This window comes from Eudoraea adriatica DSM 19308 (assembly GCF_000382125.1).
GTDB classification, from domain to species: Bacteria; Bacteroidota; Bacteroidia; order Flavobacteriales; family Flavobacteriaceae; genus Eudoraea; species Eudoraea adriatica.
The window spans coordinates 730,451-750,395 of record NZ_KB907546.1 but is presented as its reverse complement, the minus strand read 5'-3'; the positions used below and the strand labels follow the sequence as shown (position 1 = coordinate 750,395).

18 protein-coding genes and 1 rRNA gene are annotated in these 19,945 nt (G+C 37.5%); 5 read left to right on the top strand and 14 right to left on the bottom strand.

Annotated elements, in window-relative coordinates; genetic code table 11:
* A 16S ribosomal RNA gene (locus G504_RS0103585) occupies positions 1-166 on the bottom strand; the annotation flags it as partial.
* A 387-nt stretch (positions 167-553) separates the two neighbouring features.
* Entirely contained in the window at positions 554-1,240 is a 687-nt protein-coding gene (locus G504_RS0103580; protein WP_019668771.1) for a DUF4294 domain-containing protein, read from the bottom strand.
* A 103-nt stretch (positions 1,241-1,343) separates the two neighbouring features.
* On the opposite strand from G504_RS0103580, the gene G504_RS0103575 reads away from it, so the two are divergent.
* Both G504_RS0103575 and G504_RS0103570 read left to right on the top strand, forming a co-directional pair.
* Complete coding sequence (locus G504_RS0103575) at positions 1,344-2,432, top strand: M42 family metallopeptidase (protein WP_019668770.1); 1,089 nt, start codon at positions 1,344-1,346, stop codon at positions 2,430-2,432.
* A gap of 36 nt (positions 2,433-2,468) precedes the next feature.
* The gene (locus tag G504_RS0103570; protein ID WP_019668769.1) at positions 2,469-3,017 is read left to right on the top strand and encodes an NUDIX hydrolase; all 549 of its coding nucleotides are present in this window, start codon (positions 2,469-2,471) and stop codon (positions 3,015-3,017) included.
* Here the strand turns inward: G504_RS0103570 and hisS are convergent.
* The 6 genes from hisS to rpsF form a co-directional block, all read right to left on the bottom strand.
* A complete protein-coding gene (hisS, locus tag G504_RS0103565; protein ID WP_019668768.1) occupies positions 2,997-4,388 on the bottom strand; it encodes a histidine--tRNA ligase in 1,392 nt (463 codons plus the stop codon). The genes G504_RS0103570 and hisS overlap by 21 nt on opposite strands.
* A 64-nt stretch (positions 4,389-4,452) precedes the next feature.
* On the bottom strand, positions 4,453-4,923 hold the full coding sequence (locus G504_RS0103560) for a DUF6495 family protein (RefSeq protein ID WP_019668767.1): 471 nt from the start codon (positions 4,921-4,923) through the stop codon (positions 4,453-4,455).
* Positions 4,924-4,980: 57 nt separating this feature from the next.
* Positions 4,981-8,160 (bottom strand): TonB-dependent receptor, encoded by a 3,180-nt coding sequence (locus G504_RS0103555; protein WP_019668766.1) that lies wholly within the window; start codon positions 8,158-8,160, stop codon positions 4,981-4,983.
* A gap of 100 nt (positions 8,161-8,260) precedes the next feature.
* Positions 8,261-8,713: a 50S ribosomal protein L9 gene (gene rplI / locus G504_RS0103550; protein ID WP_019668765.1), complete on the bottom strand. Its 453-nt coding sequence runs from the start codon at positions 8,711-8,713 to the stop codon at positions 8,261-8,263.
* Between the two features lie 13 nt (positions 8,714-8,726).
* Complete coding sequence (rpsR, locus tag G504_RS0103545; RefSeq protein WP_205619656.1) at positions 8,727-9,026, bottom strand: 30S ribosomal protein S18; 300 nt, start codon at positions 9,024-9,026, stop codon at positions 8,727-8,729.
* A gap of 2 nt (positions 9,027-9,028) precedes the next feature.
* On the bottom strand, positions 9,029-9,367 hold the full coding sequence (gene rpsF / locus G504_RS0103540; protein WP_019668763.1) for a 30S ribosomal protein S6: 339 nt from the start codon (positions 9,365-9,367) through the stop codon (positions 9,029-9,031).
* Positions 9,368-9,606: 239 nt separating this feature from the next.
* Here rpsF and G504_RS0103535 point away from each other — a divergent pair, with 239 nt between their 5' ends.
* The gene (locus G504_RS0103535; protein ID WP_019668762.1) at positions 9,607-10,299 is read left to right on the top strand and encodes a LytR/AlgR family response regulator transcription factor; all 693 of its coding nucleotides are present in this window, start codon (positions 9,607-9,609) and stop codon (positions 10,297-10,299) included.
* On the opposite strand, the gene priA is transcribed toward G504_RS0103535, so the two are convergent.
* The 3 genes from priA to nadC are packed head-to-tail and all read right to left on the bottom strand — an operon-like array spanning position 10,300 to position 14,613.
* A complete protein-coding gene (gene priA, locus G504_RS0103530; protein ID WP_019668761.1) occupies positions 10,300-12,756 on the bottom strand; it encodes a replication restart helicase PriA in 2,457 nt (818 codons plus the stop codon). It abuts the gene before it with no gap.
* Between the two features lie 36 nt (positions 12,757-12,792).
* Positions 12,793-13,755 (bottom strand): YihY/virulence factor BrkB family protein, encoded by a 963-nt coding sequence (locus G504_RS0103525; protein WP_019668760.1) that lies wholly within the window; start codon positions 13,753-13,755, stop codon positions 12,793-12,795.
* Entirely contained in the window at positions 13,756-14,613 is an 858-nt protein-coding gene (nadC, locus tag G504_RS0103520; RefSeq protein ID WP_019668759.1) for a carboxylating nicotinate-nucleotide diphosphorylase, read from the bottom strand.
* An 83-nt stretch (positions 14,614-14,696) separates the two neighbouring features.
* Here nadC and rlmH point away from each other — a divergent pair, with 83 nt between their 5' ends.
* Positions 14,697-15,170: a 23S rRNA (pseudouridine(1915)-N(3))-methyltransferase RlmH gene (rlmH, locus tag G504_RS0103515; RefSeq protein ID WP_019668758.1), complete on the top strand. Its 474-nt coding sequence runs from the start codon at positions 14,697-14,699 to the stop codon at positions 15,168-15,170.
* A 31-nt stretch (positions 15,171-15,201) separates the two neighbouring features.
* Here the strand turns inward: rlmH and serA are convergent, their stop codons facing one another.
* From serA to G504_RS0103500, 3 genes are all read right to left on the bottom strand, one after another.
* Positions 15,202-17,094 carry a phosphoglycerate dehydrogenase gene (serA, locus tag G504_RS0103510; RefSeq protein ID WP_019668757.1) on the bottom strand — a complete coding sequence of 631 codons (1,893 nt, stop codon included), beginning with the start codon at positions 17,092-17,094 and terminating at the stop codon, positions 15,202-15,204.
* Between the two features lie 253 nt (positions 17,095-17,347).
* Complete coding sequence (locus G504_RS0103505; protein ID WP_019668756.1) at positions 17,348-18,508, bottom strand: cellulase family glycosylhydrolase; 1,161 nt, start codon at positions 18,506-18,508, stop codon at positions 17,348-17,350.
* Positions 18,509-18,707: 199 nt separating this feature from the next.
* Complete coding sequence (locus tag G504_RS0103500; RefSeq protein WP_019668755.1) at positions 18,708-19,160, bottom strand: methyltransferase family protein; 453 nt, start codon at positions 19,158-19,160, stop codon at positions 18,708-18,710.
* Between the two features lie 76 nt (positions 19,161-19,236).
* Here G504_RS0103500 and G504_RS0103495 point away from each other — a divergent pair, with 76 nt between their 5' ends.
* Positions 19,237-19,812, top strand: a complete 576-nt coding sequence (locus G504_RS0103495) for a non-canonical purine NTP diphosphatase (RefSeq protein ID WP_019668754.1) — start codon at positions 19,237-19,239, stop codon at positions 19,810-19,812.
* Positions 19,813-19,945: the final 133 nt, after the last annotated feature.

Sequence of the window (19,945 nt, the reverse complement as noted above, 5' to 3'; positions counted from 1 at the left end):
CCAAATTTCTCTGGGCTATCCCCCTGTACAGGGTAGGTTCTATACGCGTTACGCACCCGTGCGCCACTCGTCATCAAAGTGCAAGCACTTTATGTTACCGTTCGACTTGCATGTGTTAGGCCTGCCGCTAGCGTTCATCCTGAGCCAGGATCAAACTCTTCATCGTTGTATCGTAAAATACGTATTTACGCCTAGATAAACTATGAAAACCCTATCCTAACCCTTGTTTGTATTCTTATTCCAAAATAATTTAATTCTTCCGCCTATCCCATCCCTAATTAAAAAGATGAAATAAACAGAAAAACGCTGTCTGTCAATATGTCAATGAACTTACCTAATCAAAGAAATAAAATTCCCCGATGCTTAAACTGATATACTGCCCAGCTAAGCGGGTGCAAATATAGAGCACTTTTTTTAATTAAAAATAAATTTCAAGAATTTTTATGAAATAATTTTTGCCTTAATTTTTAACGTACTTAATACTAGCTTTTTGCTGTAAGAGCAAAAGCAAAAAAAGGCTTATAAAGTTAATATATTTTAACGTTATCTGCAACTATTTTTTTTCCTTTTCTGTATTGGCCCATTTATTACTTAGTGAAGCATAATCATAATCCAAAACGGACTCCTGCCTCTCGAGCTGTCCGGCTGCAAATGCCCTCTGCAAAATGTCTTCAATAAGGTAGTCTTCATGTATACTTTCCGGGTGGTATTCTTCTTTTAGGCTTATCTTAAACATTTTAGCTGTGCTATTATACCAAAAAGCACGCCAACCACTGCGCAATTCTCTCACCAAGCCATAAGAGGTATTTCCGGTTTGCCTGTAAATCAACTTTATTAAAATCTGTCCCTCAGTACGCGTCAACTTCTTTAATTCTTCGGAAAACTCTTCTTCAATATATTTTTGCAAATTCTTTGTAAACTTTTTCCTTTTTCGTTTTCTTTTAATTTTCAACAAACTATCATTAAGTTCCTCCAGCCTTTCAGAAGCCATTTTTGCATAAGGGTAAACCTTAAAAGTCTTTCTGCGCAGGATGTAGTATTTCAGTTTATCCCCGTACGATGAAAACTCCAATTTACCAAATACATAGACCTCTTCAAGGGCAATTGATTGTCGAAAAATTGAATCTCCTTCTATGATTATCATTTTCTCAGCAATAGAATCCAAAGGCCTCTCTTTTAACTGAGAAACCCCAATATAGCCAATTAGAGAAATAAGAATAAGATGAAAGTACTTCTTCACAAAATTTTAATTTCAAATTTCTTGCCAAAATTAATGATAAACATTGGACTGCATTACTAAATAAAAGTGAATATTGTTAAGTTTGTATTCAAAATAAAAATACATGAGCCAAAAGAAGATTATCACTAAAAAATCATTGACCTTTTTTGAGAAATACCTTAACAACGCCTCCCCTACAGGATATGAATGGGAAGGTCAAAAAATGTGGATGGATTATATAAGACCATATGTTGATACTTTTATTACGGACACATACGGCACTGCAGTCGGGGTAATTAATCCCGATGCAGAATACAGAGTTGTTATTGAGGGACATTCCGATGAAATTTCCTGGTATGTAAACTACATTACAGACAATGGACTACTGTACGTTATTCGCAATGGCGGTAGTGATCATCAAATTGCACCTTCGAAATGGGTAAATATCCATACCAAAAAAGGGATTGTAAAAGGCATCTTTGGATGGCCGGCTATTCATACGCGTGACCGTGCTAAAGAAGAGCCTCCAAAGCTGGATAATATTTTTATTGATGTCGGGGCCAAGGATAAAGAAGAAGTTCAGAAAATGGGGGTCCACGTGGGCTGTGTAATTACCTATCCGGATGAATTTCAGGTTTTGAATAAGGAAAAGTATGTCTGCCGTGCAATAGATAACAGAGCAGGTGGATTTATGATAGCCGAAGTTGCCAGACTCTTACATGAGAATAAAAAGAAATTGCCATTTGGACTCTATATAACGAATGCCGTACAGGAAGAGATTGGCCTGAGAGGTGCCGAAATGATTTCGCAGACTATACGCCCTAATGCCGCGATCATTACCGATGTATGTCATGATACAACAACGCCAATGATTGACAAGAAAAAACAAGGCCATACAGAATTAGGATCCGGACCGGTCATTTCATATGCTCCGGCCGTTCAGAATAAACTCAGAGAGCGAATTATAGAGACAGCCGAAGCCAAAAAAATACCTTTTCAGCGTATGGCCGCATCAAGATCAACCGGGACGGACACAGACGCTTTTGCATACAGCAATGGAGGAGTGGCTTCCGCGCTGATTTCTCTCCCTTTGAGATATATGCATACTACTGTAGAAACGGTACACAGGGATGATATAGAAAATGTTATCCGGTTAATATATGAAACCTTGTTAACCATAAAATCCGGAGAGACATTCAGTTATTTCGATTAGCTCGGCTTATTTAAATAAATTTTCATTAATCAGAAAATGGATGAACTAGTAGACCGCCTGGATGAAGAAGGAAACTATACGGGGCAGACCATTTTAAAATCTGATGCACATCGGCAGGGAATCTTTCATCCCACGGTACATATTTGGTTATACACAAATCAGGGAGAAGTCCTGATGCAACGAAGAGGTGAATTCAAAGATACATACCCTTTGCTCTGGGATGTTTCGGTTGCCGGACATATAGGCGCCGGAGAAGATATTTATGATGCGGCACTGAGAGAGGTAAAGGAAGAAATTGGACTAACTATTCTGAAAGAGGATCTTACCAAAATTGGCGTTTTCAAATCGATTCAGGAGCATAGTGAAAATTTGATAGATAATGAATTTCACCATACTTTTCTTTGCGAACTTAAAGCTCCTTTTGGTTCGTTAAAAAAACAGAATAGTGAAGTTGAAGCCTTGACTATGATTCCCTTGATTCAATTTGCCGAAGAAGTTTGGGGACTGGCCAATACTGCAAGGTACGTTCCGCATAGCACCGAATATTACAAAACAATTATAAAATCAATTAAGGGACGACTTTAAATCCCGGAGAAACCCTTCCAAATCATTAAAGTTATAGGTCTTCTGATCTCCTTTGGACATATTTTTAACTACAAAAGAATTGTTGGCCAATTCACGATCGCCAATAATTACAACAAAGGGCACATTCCGTTTATTGGCGTACTTCATTTGCTTTTGCATTTTGGCTGAATCCGGATAAAGATCTGTCTTCACTTCTTCTTTGCGCAGCTTTGCAATTAACTTTAATGACGCTAATGCTTCCTGCTCCCCAAAATTGAGGAATAATAAGTCTAACGCCCGGCCAATGTTATGCGGAAAGAGGCCCAATTCTTCCATAACCAAATAAATCCGATCCAAACCAAAAGAAATTCCAATACCGCTCATATCCTTAAGCCCAAAAATCCCCGTAAGATCATCATAGCGACCTCCACCTCCTATGGATCCCATACTTACCTCTGCAGGTGGTGCCACTTCAAAAATTGTCCCTGTATAATAGTTTAACCCCCTTGCCAGAGTAACATCTATTGTTACCTGAGCAGAATTTAATCCCAATTCATCTAATGCTGTTAAAATAAAAGACAAATCCTCAACCCCTCCAGACCCCTCATCAGAATCTTTCAAAAAAGTTTCCAGCTTTTCTAATTGCTCAGCATTTGTGCCGCTAAGTGAAAAAAGTGGTTCTGCCTTTTCAATGGCTTTAGTAGAAATACCTTTATTCAACATTTCCTTAATAACCCCTTCTTTGCCAATCTTATCCAATTTATCGAGCGCTACGGTAAAGTCTACTAAGTGCTCTTTTTCCCCAATAGCCTCAGCAATGCCTGAAAGTATTTTCCGATTATTAAGTTTTATTATGGCCTTATTCAAACCTAATTCAGTAAAAACAAAATCATAAAGTTGTATGAATTCTATTTCCTGAAGCAGGGATTTTGTTCCAACTACATCAGCATCACACTGATAAAATTCACGGAACCTCCCTTTCTGAGGACGGTCTGCGCGCCAAACAGGTTGAATCTGATAGCGTTTAAATGGAAAGTCTATTTCATTCTGATGCATTACAACATATCTCGCAAACGGAACTGTGAGGTCGTATCTTAATGCTTTATCTGCAATTTCAGGGGTTAGGGATTTTGAGTTTTTGGAGTTATAGGTAACATCATCAACCTTGCTTAAGAAATCGCCAGAGTTCAAAATTTTAAAAATCAACCTATCTCCCTCATCACCATACTTCCCGATCAGTGTATCAAGATTTTCAAATGATGGTGTTTCTATGGGCTGAAAACCAAAATTTTTAAAATGTTTTTGAATTATTTGAATAATATAATTCCGTTTTTCGATCTCACCAGGTGAAAAATCCCTTGTGCCCTTTGGTATGGATGGTTTTTGTGCCATAAACTATGCTAACTGCTGCAAATATAATTGTTTGTACAAACCTGTCTAGGATAGACGAATAATATTATCCAATTATGTCATCAAACCAGCGGTATAATTCTCCTTTTGTAATTACGGCACCTTCCTGTATCAGTTTAAACTTATCCAGATTCTTATCCTCCGTAAAGGATTTAGAAGCTTGCAGGTATTCAACAAAATCTGATTGCCAGTTCTTCTTAAACCAATTAAACCCAATTGAGGTATTTAAATCAATATCGGGATTTAATATCTTTACGGAAATCAGTTTCATTTCCTTATCTGCTAAATGGAATAAATGCATTTGCTGCCTGGAAATGTTCTCCAGGTAATTAACTTTGCCCAGCACACCTTCCCAAACAAGATCACTGAATACATCCAATTCCTCCTCAACAACCTGAGGCCTTGTATTCTTTAAGGTTTCCCATTCGGTTGCAGTAATGGACTGCGTTGCAAGAAAGTTGATAAACTCATTATGTAATTCTTCAAATTGCTCCTTAGTAAGTCTGGCATATTTCATTTTACAAAAATAAAAAGGCCGCACAAAATGTGCGGCCCAATTTTAATTAAATGTTGTTTAATTAAATATATAACGTAACCCTATCTGCATTCTCCATCTTGAAAGCTCTGAAGTAACTGCTCCAAAAGTACTATTTCTGCTTGGGTCGAAAGTATATGTAGGTGTATTGGTGTCATCCACAGTTACACCTATTAACTGGTCAAAATTTGGAGCTTCAACTACCCCCCAGTTAGAGTTAAGAAGATTTCCAAAATTAAGTATATCAAGACTAATCTGAAATTTGTTTTTGTCATTAATATTAATATCCTGCAATACCTTTACATCAAAAGTACTTCTCCAGGGGGCTAAGGCAGCATATCGCTCCGCATACTGACCCCTTCGTCCGCTAAGGTAATCATCTTGCTGAATGAATGCCTCAAAAGCTTCAGCCTGTCCGGCACCGCTAAAGTTCATTTGGGTAACTTCCGAAGCTGTAGGAATATAGAGAAGGTCGTTTATACTAGAGCCGTCATTATTGATGTCGCCACCATATATGTAATTAAAACGACCACTTTTGGCATATTCAAAGAATGCTGAAACGGTAGTCCCGGTGGAAAATCCTTTTGAGAAAACGCCTATAACCCTGTGTGTATCCCCATATCTCGAAAAAGAAAGCACATCATTGTTGGCATCGCCAACTATTGCATTGCCGGCAAATGCATCCCCTGTAATTTCGGCATCAACAGAATTTACTTCTTGTGCATTTAAAAAACTATAGGCTGCCATGGCATATATGCCATTGCTCCATGTTTTTTGCGCTTTTACTGAAGCATTCCAAATTCTTCCCTTATCAGAATTGGTAAACACATAGGCATTTGTTGGACCACCGAAAATTTGTGATTTATCATCGTTTGCGTATACCGCACGGTTATCTACTCCGTTGAGTGTCTGAGAGGGAGCGCTAAGACCCCAGTTTTGAACATGAGCCGCATTAATATCTTTTGTATAAGATACGTCTGCCGTTAGTATTAACCCATCTTCAAATTTTTTGTCAACACCTACATTAGTCCTCCATACCTGTGGCCATTTGAAATCCGGATCCATGATCTGATAGAAGAAAAAGTCTACCCCCTGTACCTGGTTCCCTAGCCAAACAAAAGGAAACCTTCCCGTAAACACTCCGGATCCCCCTCTGATTTGGAGAGTTTTGTCATTTTTCACGTCCCAGTTAAAACCTACCCTTGGCGAGATCAATACTTTATTCGTTGGTAGTTGTTCTGAATCAAGAAATATAGGTTCATTGGTAGCCGGGTCAAAATATTGGATTGATGGTTTATAAGTTCCTGTCTCCACGCCACCTTTTCGTGCAATATTTTCACTGATTTTCTCTGAGGTATCAAAGTAAAGTGGCTTGTCGAAGCGAATACCATAAGTAATTTTGAAATTTTCCTTTATATCCCATTGATCCTGAAGGTAAAAAGACAATTGACCGACATTGGTTTCCGCCAGTGCCCATCCTCCTGGGTTTCCTACTCCGGCAGCGTTGAACGCATTATTGGTAGCTATAGCATTATCAAATGACTGCTGAAGCGCTCCTGAACTTGCAAAATTTGGAAAATCTGTTATCGTAGTCGTTGGGAAGAAAACCCCCTGAGTACCGTATGCCCCCAGGTTAAAAGAGTTGTCGAACTCAAATTTTTCAAAAGAAAAACCAATCGTAAACGTATGATCTCCCTGAAAAAAGTTAAGATTGTTTGTTATCTGAAAAACTTTTTGGTCCAGGGTATTGTTAATTGAGAAGGGCTCATGACCTCCAATAATATAATTTGAGCTCCCTGTATCATCCAAAATTACAATACTCGGTGCCGGTGTAGAGAAAGGATTCCTGAAATCATCAAAATGAGTATACCCTACCTGCAGTTTATTGGTAGCCTCATCGGATAATCTGGAATTAAGTTCCAGCTGAAACGATTGAATATTGTTATTTATTTCATAACCGGCATTTTCAAACTGTAAAGTCTGCGTATTTGGTCCCCTGAAGGTAATCGCATCTCTATTCGCAGGTTTACCTTTTGAAGCATTGAGGAAATTATAAATAATTGCCAATCGGTTATTATCATTAATATTCCAATCAAGTTTAATTATCCCTTTGGTAGATTCCTGGTTAAAATTAAATCCCTGATATCTTCCGGGGTTATAGAAAATGTCATTTCCGCTATCATCCTGACCTATGACCACCTGACGCAGCAAATTATCAACTAATTGAAAATCGGATTCCAATACCCTGCTCTCATTTATTTCACCTGTCCCTGTATTAGGTACAAAACCATCTGTTCCAAGTGACGTTAGCTCATCGCGCTCAAAATTCACGAAAAAGAACAATTTATTCTTTATTATAGGACCACCAATACTAACCCCATATTGTTTTTGTTCTAATCCCGTTTTAAAAACTTTGTCTCCATTGATTTTTCCTCCCGTAAGATCATCATTCCGAAAAAAGCCATATGCAGTGCCATATAATTCATTGGTACCACTTTTGGTTACCGCATTCACCGATGCGCCTGTAAAACCGGACTGGGTAACATCATAGGGCGCTGTAGTTACCTGTATCTGATCTATGGCATCCAATGAAATAGGTTGTGAACTGGTTTGCCCCCCTGGTGTTGCCGCATCCAATCCAAATGGATTATTAAAAATGGCACCATCAAGAGAAAAATTATTGTATTGATCGTTCCTTCCGCCAAATGATGAGCCGGAAGCTCCTGCAGAAGCTGTGGGATCGAGTCTTGTAAAATCTGAGGCAGATCTTGAAATCGTTGGTAGTCTTGTTAGTTCCCTGCTGCCAATACTCGTTTCCTGACCTGTACGATCACTTCCAAAAGTTCCACCTCTGTCAGAAGTTACGGTAACTTCATCCAGAGCCTGACTTTCAGATACCAACTTGGCATCTATATTGAATGTTTTACCCAGGGACAGGTAAACATCAGCCTGAGTCTGTGTTTTAAACCCAATATAGGAGATTGTAATTTCGTAAGGACCTCCTACCCGAAGGTTTAAGAGGTTAAACCGGCCATCTTCATTAGTCACTGTACCATTCTTAGTGCCTGTGGGAGTATGGATAGCAATTATATTTGCCCCTAAAAGAGGAACTCCCTGGTCATCAACTACAGACCCTCTGATATTAGAGCTTGTAACCTGGGCATTAACACTAATTCCTATACATAATAGAATAAAACTTAAAAGTGCTGAAATTTTCATTGGTTTTGAGTTTAGTTGTTAGAATTGCAAGAGATTAAAAATAAAAAAAAAAAAGAGCTATGCGAACATAGCTCTCTTTATAGTTATTAACCAATTTGGTTTACTTTTTTTCGGGCACCACTTCAAAAGGAAATTCTACGACAACATCCCTGTGAAGTCTTATTTGAGCTTCATAAGGACCTGCGCGTTTTATTGTTCCGCCTTTGATAATGATATACTTTTTATCTATTTCATGCCCTTCTTTGGCCAAAGCATCTGCCACATCCATATTTGATATAGACCCGAATAATTTTTCTGCAGCTCCTACTTTTGCAGAAATTTTAATTTCGAGTTCCTTCAATGCATCGGCTGTTTTATTGGCAGCGGCTATGACTTCTTTCTCCTTGTGAGCCTTTTGTCTTAAATTTTCGGCAAGTACTTTTTTGGCCGATGGAGTTGCAATTACGGCTACTCCCTTAGGTATCAGGTAATTTCTACCATAACCGTTCTTCACTTTGACTACGTCATCCTTAAAACCAAGGTTTTGAACGTCTTCTTTTAAAATAAGTTCCATGATCCGTTGTTTTTTACTTTAATAAATCTCCAACATAAGGCATAAGTGCCAAATGACGTGCTCTCTTAACGGCCTGGGCCACTTTTCTCTGATACTTTAATGAAGTTCCTGTCAGCCTTCTTGGTAAAAGCTTCCCTTGTTCATTAACCAGCTTCATCAAAAAATCTGGATCCTTGTAATCAATATATTTGATACCGGACTTTTTGAATCGGCAATATTTCTTTTGCTTATTCGTCTCAATATTAAGGGGGGTCAAATACCTGATTTCACCGTCCTTTTTACCTTTTGCCTGTTGTTCTATTGATGCCATAATACTTACGCTTTAGTTTTTAATCTTGTTCTCCTTTTTTCCGCCCATTCAATGGCATGCTTATCCAATTTAACGGTTAGAAAGCGCATAATACGTTCATCTCTTCTGAATTCCTGCTCATAGGGTGTAATAACCTCACCGGGAGCACTAAACTCAAATAAGTGATAAAAACCACTTTTTTTGTTCTGTATTGGATAGGCCAATTTCTTAAGCCCCCAATTTTCTTTTGCGACCATTTTGGCCCCATTTTTCTTTAAGAAATCCTCAAATTTCTTTACTGTTTCCTCTATCTGAGTATCTGATAGAACGGGATTTAAAATGAAAACAGTTTCGTAATTGTTCATACTGATTTATGTTTTTTAGGAGCGCAAAAGTAATAATATTTAGTTCTAAATACAAGAAATTGAAAAAATCTTCGTTATAGCTATCAAGAATCATATAAATTAAACTTAACCTAAAACTTAAAACGTATAATCATTTACCATTTACACGGAATTTTTAACAATGTTTACAACTTTTATTGCAGTTCAACTTGTTTTTTCGGTACTTTGTCGATGATTTAACCCCACAAATCAACCCCTTTATGAAACTTAGAAGTATTGTTGTTGATGATTCGTCTATGCAACGTATGGCAGTTGCAAAATTAGTTAACAATCATCCTAACCTAGCCCTTATTGCTGATTACAGTAATGCCATTGAAGCCAAAAACGGCATCAAGAATAATGAAATTGATTTAATTTTTCTTGATGTAGAAATGCCTATTATTAGTGGTTTTGACTTATTAGAATCACTGGAAAACAGACCTCAGGTCATTCTTATAACAGGTAAACCGGATTATGCCCTCAAGGCATTTGACTATGATGTAACAGATTATCTTCATAAACCCATAACAATGGCTCGTTTTGACGCTTCTGTAAAAAGAGCAGTAGCCAAATATGAGCAAATGAACCAGGTAAATGAAGATGAAGAACATATTTTTGTCAAAAGCAATCTGAAGAAAAGAAAGGTAATCCTTAATGACATTAAGTGGATTGAAGCCTTAGGTGACTATATAAAATTAGTTACAGATGAGGCTAACATCGTAATTCTTTCTACCATGAAGGCTTTCGAAAAACAATTGCCTGAAGATAAATTTTTGCGTATTCACAAGTCTTATATAGTTAATCTTGAAAAGATAGAGAAGTTTAACAGCAAGAATGTTGAAGTAAGCGGAAGGTCTATACCTTTAAGCAGAAACAAAAAAACAGAATTGGCAGAGGCCTTAAGTAATGTTTAATTACATATAATCTACATTATAGATTATACGAACGCCTTTGAACTTAGCAATTGCATCAAAAGAATTTTGAATTCTTTTGATGCTTTTTTTTGTTTTTTGAAGAGATACGCTTTTTGGAATCTTAATCATAACATGTTTTAAGTATTGATTACGTATGCGCGCGACTGATGGGAATTCAGGGCCCAAAACCTGAATTTTACCGGCATTTTTGAGGGACTGTGCAAACCATGCAGAAGCTTCATTCAATTTGTTATATTCTTTATGCTTAAAACTAATTCTTATAATCCTTGTGACCGGTGGATACTTATATAACTCTCTTTCGTAGAGTTGCTCCTCAAACATTCCTGTATAGTCCCCGGTGGTAACCTGTTTTAGTATCTGATGGTAAGGGTTGAAGGTCTGAATTATAACTTTTCCTCTTTTTTTAGTTCGGCCTGCTCTGCCGGCGACCTGAGTAAGTAATTGATAAGTGCGTTCATGTGCTCTGAAATCGGGGAAATTCAAAAGTGCATCCGCATTCATTATTCCTACAAGATTTACATTTCTAAAATCGAGCCCCTTGGTAAGCATTTGAGTTCCAACTAATATATCCGTTTCCTGATTTTCAAAGGAATGAATAATTTTAGCATAGGCATGTTTACCTCTTGTAGTATCTAAATCCATGCGAGCCACTTTTGCAGAGGGGAAAAAAGAATTTAATTCCTGCTCTACCTGCTCTGTACCAAAACCTTTGGTGTCTAATGTATTGCTGCCACAAGCGTGGCAGCTATTTGGGAAAGCTATACTATGTCCGCAATAATGACACCTTAATTGATTTCTTTGCTTGTGATACGTCAGACTAACATCACAATTCGGGCACTGAGGGGAATGTCCGCAAGTAGTACATTCTAAAATTGGAGCATACCCTCTTCTGTTTTGAAACAATATTACCTGTTCTCCCAGCTTAAGTGTTTCAGTAATTTCCTCTAACAGGCGTTCAGAAAAATGCCCCTTCATTCGTTTCTTCCTGTACTGACTTTTAATATCTACTAATTCCATATCTGGCATTAATACATTTCCAAACCTTCGGTCTATCTGCGCATATCCGTACTTACCGGTTTGGGCATTATTGTAACTCTCTATACTCGGCGTTGCCGAACCCAGTAACACTTTTGAATTAAACAAGCCCCCCAGCACAATAGCCGCGTCTCTGGCATGATATCGCGGTGCAGGATCATACTGTTTAAATGAAGTTTCATGTTCCTCATCAATAATTATCAGGCCCAGATCTGCAAAAGGGAGAAACAAAGCAGAACGAGCACCAATAATTAGTTGTGCTTTGGGCCTATTATTCAGAACATTTTTCCAGACCTCCACCTTTTCGTGCATATTGTATTTTGAATGAAAAACGGATATGGTGGAACCAAAATATTCCAGTAATCGTGAGATGAGTTGCGTAGTTATGGCAATCTCAGGAACCAGGTAAAGAGCTTGTTTTCCCTCGCTAAGGCACTCTGCAATGAGTTTTACATATACTTCCGTTTTACCCGAAGAAGTAACGCCTTTTAAAAGGGTAACCTTTTTATTTTTAAAATTTTGTTTAATGATATCTAATGCTTTTACCTGATATTCGTTTAATTTTTTTGGTGGTTCAAGCGCCTTACTGCCATTAAATGCCACCCGGTCTGTTTGAATAAAATATTCTTCAAGTACTTCTTTGTTAATTAGTGCACGTATTACAGCTCTGCTCGACTTACTGTCAATTTCCAGCTCATGAAGCTTTATTGGCTTTTTTTTAGTAGCCTGAAGATGAAATAATGAAAGTACAACCTGGCTTTGTTTGGGTGCCCGAGTTAATGAGCTTAACAGTTTCTCAAGTTCAGGCTCTGAATTATACTTCTTTCCCAGCCTTACATATCGAACCATTTTTGGTTTGTACTGTTCATGTATTTCTTCCTTCAGTACAATTGCCTTAAGTTGTAATAATCTGTTGAGAATAGGGAGTATATTCTTTTTATCCACAATTTCCATTATATCATTAACCCGAAGGATATTTTGGTATTTAAGGGCCTCGTAGACCAGGAAATCATCATCTTTTAATTGATCTTCATCAATTATAACATCTTTATTAGGTAATATAAGTGTTTCACTTTCTAATAAAAGCGCACTTGGAATTGCGCTTCTGAATACTTCGCCCTGCGTGCACATATAATAATCCGCTATCCACTGCCAGTGTTTCAATTGATTTGATGTTACAATAGGATGTTCATCCAGAATATTATGGATGGTTTTAGCTTCATAAGCAAGGGGTGGCCTGTTATGGATTTCAACGACGAGAGCTGTATAGATTTTAGACTTTCCAAATGGCACCGCCACGCGCATACCAACTTTTAATAATGCAGCTTCATATTCGGAAACGCAATAGGTGAATTGCTTTTCCAGAGGAATTGGCAGTATTACATTAATAAATATTTCCATTCCGGTATACTGTCTGTTTTATTGACCAAAACCTCATTATTGATGCTTTTTCCTCAAGTAATTGAGCGTCGCATTTAGTTCAAATCCAAGAAGTAAAATATTGGAATTCAGCCATATATAAACCATTAGAATTAATAAGCCGGCCAAAGCCCCATACAATTCGTTATACTTTGCAAAGTTGTCGATATAAACGCCGAACAAAAGAGATGTTAATAAAAATAACAAGGTAGTCATTAAGGCGCCGTAAGAAAAGAATTTAGCATGTTTGCCTTCGCGTGTACCAAAATAGTACAAGATGGCAGTGGTGAGATAAGAAAGCAGGATGAAAAATAATGTTTTACCAATGCGAGCTCCTGTAATATCCTTCTCTGAAAGATTATAACCACTGGTTTGTGTAGCCCAATCACTTAAATATTCTAGAATATAGAACTCAAAATAAACATAAACCACCGCACCTACAATCAATAAGATAGAAAGAAGAAATCCAACCATCATGGCATAGGCGTACTGCTTAAAGAAATTCCTGGTTAGATTTATATGGTAAGAATCTTCAAAACCACCAAAAATTGCACTAACCCCGTTCGTCATCAAAAATATAGACAAAATAAAGGCCGACGATGCCAATCCGCCACTCTGCTGGTCTTTTATCTGATAGTAGATTATTTCAAAATATTCGCCGGTGGCAGCTGGTAAAAATGACTCCAGAAAATCAAGAAATTGGTTGTCAAAATTTTCATTTCCAACACTTACATAGGGAATAATAAAAGGGATTAATGTAAACAGGAAAATAAGCAATGGAAAAAGAGCCATAAAAAGGCTGAAAGCAATAGAACTCGCGCGGGTCGAAAGTGCCCCCTGAACGATACCAATAATGTACATTTCAACGAGGTCATATAAAGAAAGTCCCTCAAAGGCCGGGAGCTTAATTTTTTTAAGTATTCTTACTATCCATTTGACTATCGGAATACTTTCGAGCTTTCTTTCTATTTCCTCCGACATCTATATCGCTTTAAGACTCAGGTCCTTGTTAAATACTGAATGTGTTAGTGCTCCTGATGAAATATAATCCACACCGCATTCAGCATACTTTCTAATGGTGTTCTCATTAATTCCACCGGATGATTCGGTTAAGCATTGATTCCCGATACGTTTTACGGCTTTTCTTGTGTCCTCAAGACTAAAATTATCCAGTAGAATCCTGAAAATACCTTCAGATTGAAGAATTTCCTCTACTTCTCCCAAATTCCGGGCTTCAACAATAATTTTTAAATCTTTATCCGATTTCTTTAAATAGCGTTTGGTTTTTTTAATTGCCTGAGTGATACCACCAGCAAAATCTATGTGATTATCTTTCAACATAATCATATCGTATAAGGCAAACCTGTGATTCTCCCCTCCCCCTATTTTCACAGCCCATTTTTCAAGAGCCCGTATTCCCGGCGTAGTTTTGCGAGTGTCCAGGATTTTTGTTTTTGTACCCTCAAGAAGTGAAACAAAATAATTAGTTTTAGTAGCTATTGCACTCATCCGCTGCATGGCATTTAAGACAAGCCTTTCTGCTTTTAAAATCGATTGTGAGCGTCCTTCCACATAAAATGCCACATCCCCAAAATTTCCTGGTGTACCATCATTTAGAAGGATTTCCATTTTTAAATCCTTATCCACATGGTTAAAAGTCCGCCGGGCGAATTCAACACCGGCCAATATGCATTTATCCTTTACCAATAACTTAGCCTTACCCATTGCTCCCGACGGAATACACGCAAGTGAACTGTGATCCCCATCTCCTACATCTTCCCGTATGGCATTTTCTATTATTAAAGATATCTCCTTTTGGAATTGTTCTTCTGATATCATTTTTGCAACTTGTAGGGTACTAAATTAGTAAAAACATATGCCAATAAAGAAATTCAATTTCCTTAAAGTTATAACTTAGAACTATGAAGATAAAACTTCTTGCCATAGGAAAAACAGATAGTCGCGAGTTACAGAAGCTGGTAGATGTTTATCTGAAAAGACTCAAACACTATGTTAAATTTGAATTGCAGCTATTACCAGATATTAAAAACACCAAAAATCTGTCTGCATCCGATCAAATGGAAAAAGAGGCTGAATTAATCTTAAAACATGTCGAAAGTTCTGAAGCCCTTTATTTACTGGATGAAAATGGCCTGGAGTATACCTCTGTAGATTTTGCAAAGCTCCTGCAAAAGCAGATGAATAGAGGAATTAAGGAATGGGTTTTAGTAATCGGCGGCCCATACGGTTTTAGTGATTCTATTAAACAAAAAGCCCATGGTAAAATAAGTCTTTCAAAAATGACTTTCTCACATCAAATGGTACGCCTATTTCTTGTTGAACAAATTTACAGAGCGTGTACTATACTCAGAAATGAGCCATATCATCACCAATGAGTAATTCCTGGTGACTGATCTGCTAAGAAGTTTAATACAGTACTCTGAATTTAATTGTATTTTCTACTTTTTTTAGGGCTTTTATTACTTCTTTATTATAATCCCTGTCCAAATCTGTAATTACGTAACCTACGTCGCTATCGGTTGACAAGTATTGGCCCGAAATATTCATCTCATATGTGGCGAGAACATCATTTATTTTAGCCATAATTCCAGGAACATTTCTGTGTATGTGCAGGAACCTATGAGCTTTGTTCTGTTTAGGCAAGCGAATATTCGGAAAATTAACAGCATCTACCGTATTACCGGAATTGATATAATACATGATCTTATTTGGTACAAAATCGGCTATATCCCTTTGCGCTTCTTCAGTACTGCCTCCTATGTGGGGGGTTAGAATTACATTTGGGATACCCTGCAGTTCTGAGGCAAATGGTCCATTAGACTTTGGTTCGTGTGGAAATACATCTATAGACGCACCACTTAGCTTACCCCCTTTCAGGGCTTCTACCAGGGCTGGTATTTCTACTACAAAACCTCTTGAAAGATTCAACAGCATTGCACCGTCTCGCATTTGGTTAATTTCACGTTCCCCAATAAAGTTATGGTTGGCTTTGTTATCATCCAGGTGCAAAGAAACCACGTCGGATACATTTAATAAATCTTCAAGTGTTTCGCATTTTATTGCATTGCCCATGGCTAATCTATCCTCTATATCGTAATAATACACTCTCATGCCTATAGCCTCTGCCAGCACAGACAGTTGTTTGCCTATATTGCCATAACCCACAATGCCAAGATTTTTACCCCTGACTTCCCTGGAATTTACCGCTGTTTTATTCCATATTCCATTGTGCAGTTCAGTACTCCTGGTAAAGACATTACGGAATAACATAATAATTTGACCAATCGCCAATTCTACCACAGACCTCGTATTGCTGTAGGGTGCATTAAAAACCACAACCCCTTTTTTCTTGCAATAATCCAGGTCTATCTGCTTCGTCCCAATACAAAAAGCCCCCACCACCAGCAGTTTATTGGCTGCATCAATTACTTTAGGAGTAAGCCTGGTTTTGGAACGGATTCCCAGGACATGTACTCCTTTGATTTTTTTAATAAGCTCATCTTCCGATAAACTTTCTTCTATAAGTTCCACAGAAAAACCATCTTCCGAGAGATTGTCAAAAGCAACAGGATGTACATTTTCCAACAAGAGAATCTTAATTCTGTTTTTTGGATAAGAAAGGCTTCTGGGCAGGTCGTTCACAAATAAAAATTCATCCAAATTGGGTGTAACATGGTCTGCTTTGTCAGCGGCTTTTTCGCGATGAACATTTTCTGTATAGGCAAAAAATTTATGGGCAATGCCGGCTTCCCGCATAACATAGTCGCTATATCCATCACCAATCACCTGTACTTCACCTTCAAGATCGAGCTGCTTAAGACATTCAATTTTGCCATTATGGGTTGCAAGTACATTCTTTTCGTCAAAACCTATGATGTTACCTTCCTCATCAAATTTAAATGTATTGGCAAATACCCTATCCGAAGGAATATTATATTCCTTAACAATCGGATCTATGAATTCTTTGAATCCACAGGAAATTACATAAATGTCTTCTGAGTACTTCTCAAAAAATTCCTTGTTGGCAGCAATAGATTTGGAAATCTTTTGCCGTAACTCATCAACAAGAGGAGCTAAATCGTCCTTATTCGCTTTTAAGAGTTTTATCCTTCTTTCCAGGGATTCTGTAAAGGAAATATCTCCATCAATTCCAAGATTTGTGATTTCCTGAATTTCATGAATGACTGCATCTCTGTTGGACTTGCCTTGCAAGGTCATTTCCGCTAACACATCCAGGGCTTCTACCCTGGTTAATGTACTATCAAAATCAAATACGTACTTACGTCCCACTTCAGTCATTCTTTATAAAAATTAAGATGCAAAATTATTAAATTAAATCTGTGTTCGGTAGATTCTCGATTTAAAAATGAAGTATATGTAAGTATATATGAATTCCTTTATGGATTGTTCTGCTTTTAGTCCGAATCATTGGGATATTCAAATTTTACACAAAAAAACTTTCTGTTTAGCTTCATTCCGCGCATCAGGACTAAAATTATTTTTACACAAAAAAATAAGGCAAATAACCGGCACTAATTGGTTAACTTGGGCATTATTGAGGGTTACCGCTAAGCTGCTTTATAAAGGCTGTCTCCTTTATGGAATAAGGCGTGCCATCCTGCCTCAGGATGTCGTGATGCCAGATTTCAGGTTCTGCAGTAAATGTAGAGTCCCAGCTTTTCCAGGGATAAATAGTATTGGTCTTGCCTGAGACAAATCCCCAGTTAATGGCGGCAATTTTATTTTCTTTTAGAATTGGAAGCACAGTTTCAAAAGTATTACCCACTCCCCTTGCCAGATATTCTGTACAAAACAAGGGCCTTTTATACTTTTGGAGTTCGGCAATTTTCTTTTTCACATTATCCACATCTCCGTCATATGCATGAAATGAAATAATATCAGAATTCAAAAGCATATATCTATCCAGCGGAGGTAAGCTGTCCGGAGTACCCCAGTGGTCAATATTGCCTTTCCATATTCCGGTGGTCAAAGGCTGACCAGGGTTTACTTCTCTTGCCCATCGCATTACTTTTTTTAGGAGTATGAGTGAATAAATATGTTTATTGGCAACTTCCAGTTCCCTTCTGCCGGGCTGACCGGCGACATTATCTGGTTCATTATAAAGATCCCATACCAGGACCCTCTTATCATTGGCAAAGTGACCTATCACTCCTTTGATGTAGCTTTCTAATTCATGATGTCTTGTACTATCTCCAAGAATTTCAGCACCGGGAGACTGCACCCACCCTGAGTTATGAAGATGTGGAATGGGTTCTGGCTGAATACCCGGTTTAGGAATCGGATGCCACACATCATCGAGTAAAACAAACATCGTCTTTATCTTATGCTTTTGAGCCAATCCCAGATAATGTTCCAGCCTATCTAAAAAACCAATGGAATCCTGCTCCCATAATAAGTTATGCAGATATACACGATGCAGATTCATTCCTAAATCTGCAGACCATTTCAATTCCCTGTCAATAGTTTCAGGATCAAAGGTTTCTTCCTGCCAGAACTCAAGTTGATTTATGGAAGAGCTTGGATTAAAATTTGCTCCCAGATACCATGGTTCATTATCATACCAATCCCATGCCTTTTGAGCAGACCATCTTTGACCTTCCTTCACAACATCTTTTATGTCCGCCTTTTTTAAATTTCGCTCTCCACAAGCCAATGCCAGAAAAAATAAAATACAAGCCCCTAAATATTTCATAAAATATGTTCTTTAATTATTGTGCATACTACCCGTAAAATTTGCATGGCAAAAACCTAAAAGCGTTCCTATCATTATAATTTTTAACTAATCTTCTCCTATTTCTTTCTTTCAAATCACTAAATCTGAAATAAGATGTGACAAAAAATAAATTATCCAATAGCCTCAGGTCTGCACACATTAATAAATATTCAATAATTCAAAACCATCTTCTAACATTTATACAATAGTGTCTGTATTCTTTGCCAAATAAGCCGGCCAATGATGATTCTTCTGGTTTAATCTGATACATATTCATATAAGAAACAAATCCGGCAGCCAAAAGAACATTGAATGCATTGGCTAACCAGAGACCCCAACCTAATAAAAGTAATAGTAACCCTAAATACATTGGGTTCCGTGAATATTTATAAATGCCATTTGTGACCAAAAAAGATGCTCTAGATGGATTTTTAGGGTTTGTTGTAGTTTTGGCAAGGTAAAATTGAATTAACGCGATACAACTAATGACCACAGCCAGTAACAGCAGTATCTTAATGAGGTATTTTCTGCCAAAAAAATCAAAGTATCCAACTGGCAAAAATTCAGCTAAAAGGTACATCAGGCTTCCAAAAACCAAAAAAATAATTACAGGTGGAAGTTTGAGCTTCATAATTGAAAGAATTGCAGTAAATAAAATTACTATTTTTAGCATCGTCAACAATCTTTTTTATGAATTCATTTAACTTATGGATCTCGTCTTCGCCACACACAATACTAATAAACTAAAAGAAGTAGGTTTAATGCTTCCTAAAGCCATACGCCTGATTTCTTTAGAAGATCTTGGTTGCAGACAAGAAATACCAGAAACGGGGACATCGCTGGAGGCCAATGCGCAGCTAAAAGCCGACTATATTACCAAACACTATGGAATATCATGCTTTGCAGATGATACAGGGCTGATTATAGATGCGCTGAATGGAGCTCCGGGTGTCTATTCTGCCAGGTACGCCGGAGAAGAAAAGGATTCGGAAAAAAACATAGAAAAAGTATTAACAAAATTAAGGAACGGCGCTTCCCGCGAGGCTAGATTTAAAACGGTAATTGCTCTAAATCTAAAAAATAAAAGACTTCTGTTCGATGGCATTGTTGAAGGTACAATAACTAATGAAAAACGGGGCAAAAATGGCTTTGGATATGATCCTATCTTCATTCCAACGGGTTATGACCAAACCTTTGCTCAATTACCCGGCCATATTAAAAATGAAATAGGTCATAGAGGTAAAGCGCTACAAAAACTCATTAAATACCTTGCAAAAAACTGAATATTTCAAGTTTAGCCACCATCTAAATAAATAAGAGTATCTTTGCCGCTTAAATTAAGCCGCTGGTATAGCATGTGTTGCGCTGAGTCTGATAGGTTATAAGGATAATCGCTCTATGCAACATACATATTTG

What these genes read in the sequence shown, in the direction of transcription:
- G504_RS0103575 (WP_019668770.1), top strand. Translation starts at nt 1,344, where the DNA reads ATGAGCCAAAAGAAGATTATCACTAAAAAATCATTGACCTTTTTTGAG.
- G504_RS0103570 (WP_019668769.1), top strand. Translation starts at nt 2,469, where the DNA reads ATGGATGAACTAGTAGACCGCCTGGATGAAGAAGGAAACTATACGGGG.
- hisS (WP_019668768.1), bottom strand. Translation starts at nt 4,388, where the DNA reads ATGGCACAAAAACCATCCATACCAAAGGGCACAAGGGATTTTTCACCT.
- G504_RS0103560 (WP_019668767.1), bottom strand. Translation starts at nt 4,923, where the DNA reads ATGAAATATGCCAGACTTACTAAGGAGCAATTTGAAGAATTACATAAT.
- G504_RS0103555 (WP_019668766.1), bottom strand. Translation starts at nt 8,160, where the DNA reads ATGAAAATTTCAGCACTTTTAAGTTTTATTCTATTATGTATAGGAATT.
- rplI (WP_019668765.1), bottom strand. Translation starts at nt 8,713, where the DNA reads ATGGAACTTATTTTAAAAGAAGACGTTCAAAACCTTGGTTTTAAGGAT.
- rpsF (WP_019668763.1), bottom strand. Translation starts at nt 9,367, where the DNA reads ATGAACAATTACGAAACTGTTTTCATTTTAAATCCCGTTCTATCAGAT.
- G504_RS0103535 (WP_019668762.1), top strand. Translation starts at nt 9,607, where the DNA reads ATGAAACTTAGAAGTATTGTTGTTGATGATTCGTCTATGCAACGTATG.
- priA (WP_019668761.1), bottom strand. Translation starts at nt 12,756, where the DNA reads ATGGAAATATTTATTAATGTAATACTGCCAATTCCTCTGGAAAAGCAA.
- G504_RS0103525 (WP_019668760.1), bottom strand. Translation starts at nt 13,755, where the DNA reads ATGTCGGAGGAAATAGAAAGAAAGCTCGAAAGTATTCCGATAGTCAAA.
- nadC (WP_019668759.1), bottom strand. Translation starts at nt 14,613, where the DNA reads ATGATATCAGAAGAACAATTCCAAAAGGAGATATCTTTAATAATAGAA.
- rlmH (WP_019668758.1), top strand. Translation starts at nt 14,697, where the DNA reads ATGAAGATAAAACTTCTTGCCATAGGAAAAACAGATAGTCGCGAGTTA.
- serA (WP_019668757.1), bottom strand. Translation starts at nt 17,094, where the DNA reads ATGACTGAAGTGGGACGTAAGTACGTATTTGATTTTGATAGTACATTA.
- G504_RS0103505 (WP_019668756.1), bottom strand. Translation starts at nt 18,508, where the DNA reads ATGAAATATTTAGGGGCTTGTATTTTATTTTTTCTGGCATTGGCTTGT.
- G504_RS0103500 (WP_019668755.1), bottom strand. Translation starts at nt 19,160, where the DNA reads ATGAAGCTCAAACTTCCACCTGTAATTATTTTTTTGGTTTTTGGAAGC.
- G504_RS0103495 (WP_019668754.1), top strand. Translation starts at nt 19,237, where the DNA reads ATGGATCTCGTCTTCGCCACACACAATACTAATAAACTAAAAGAAGTA.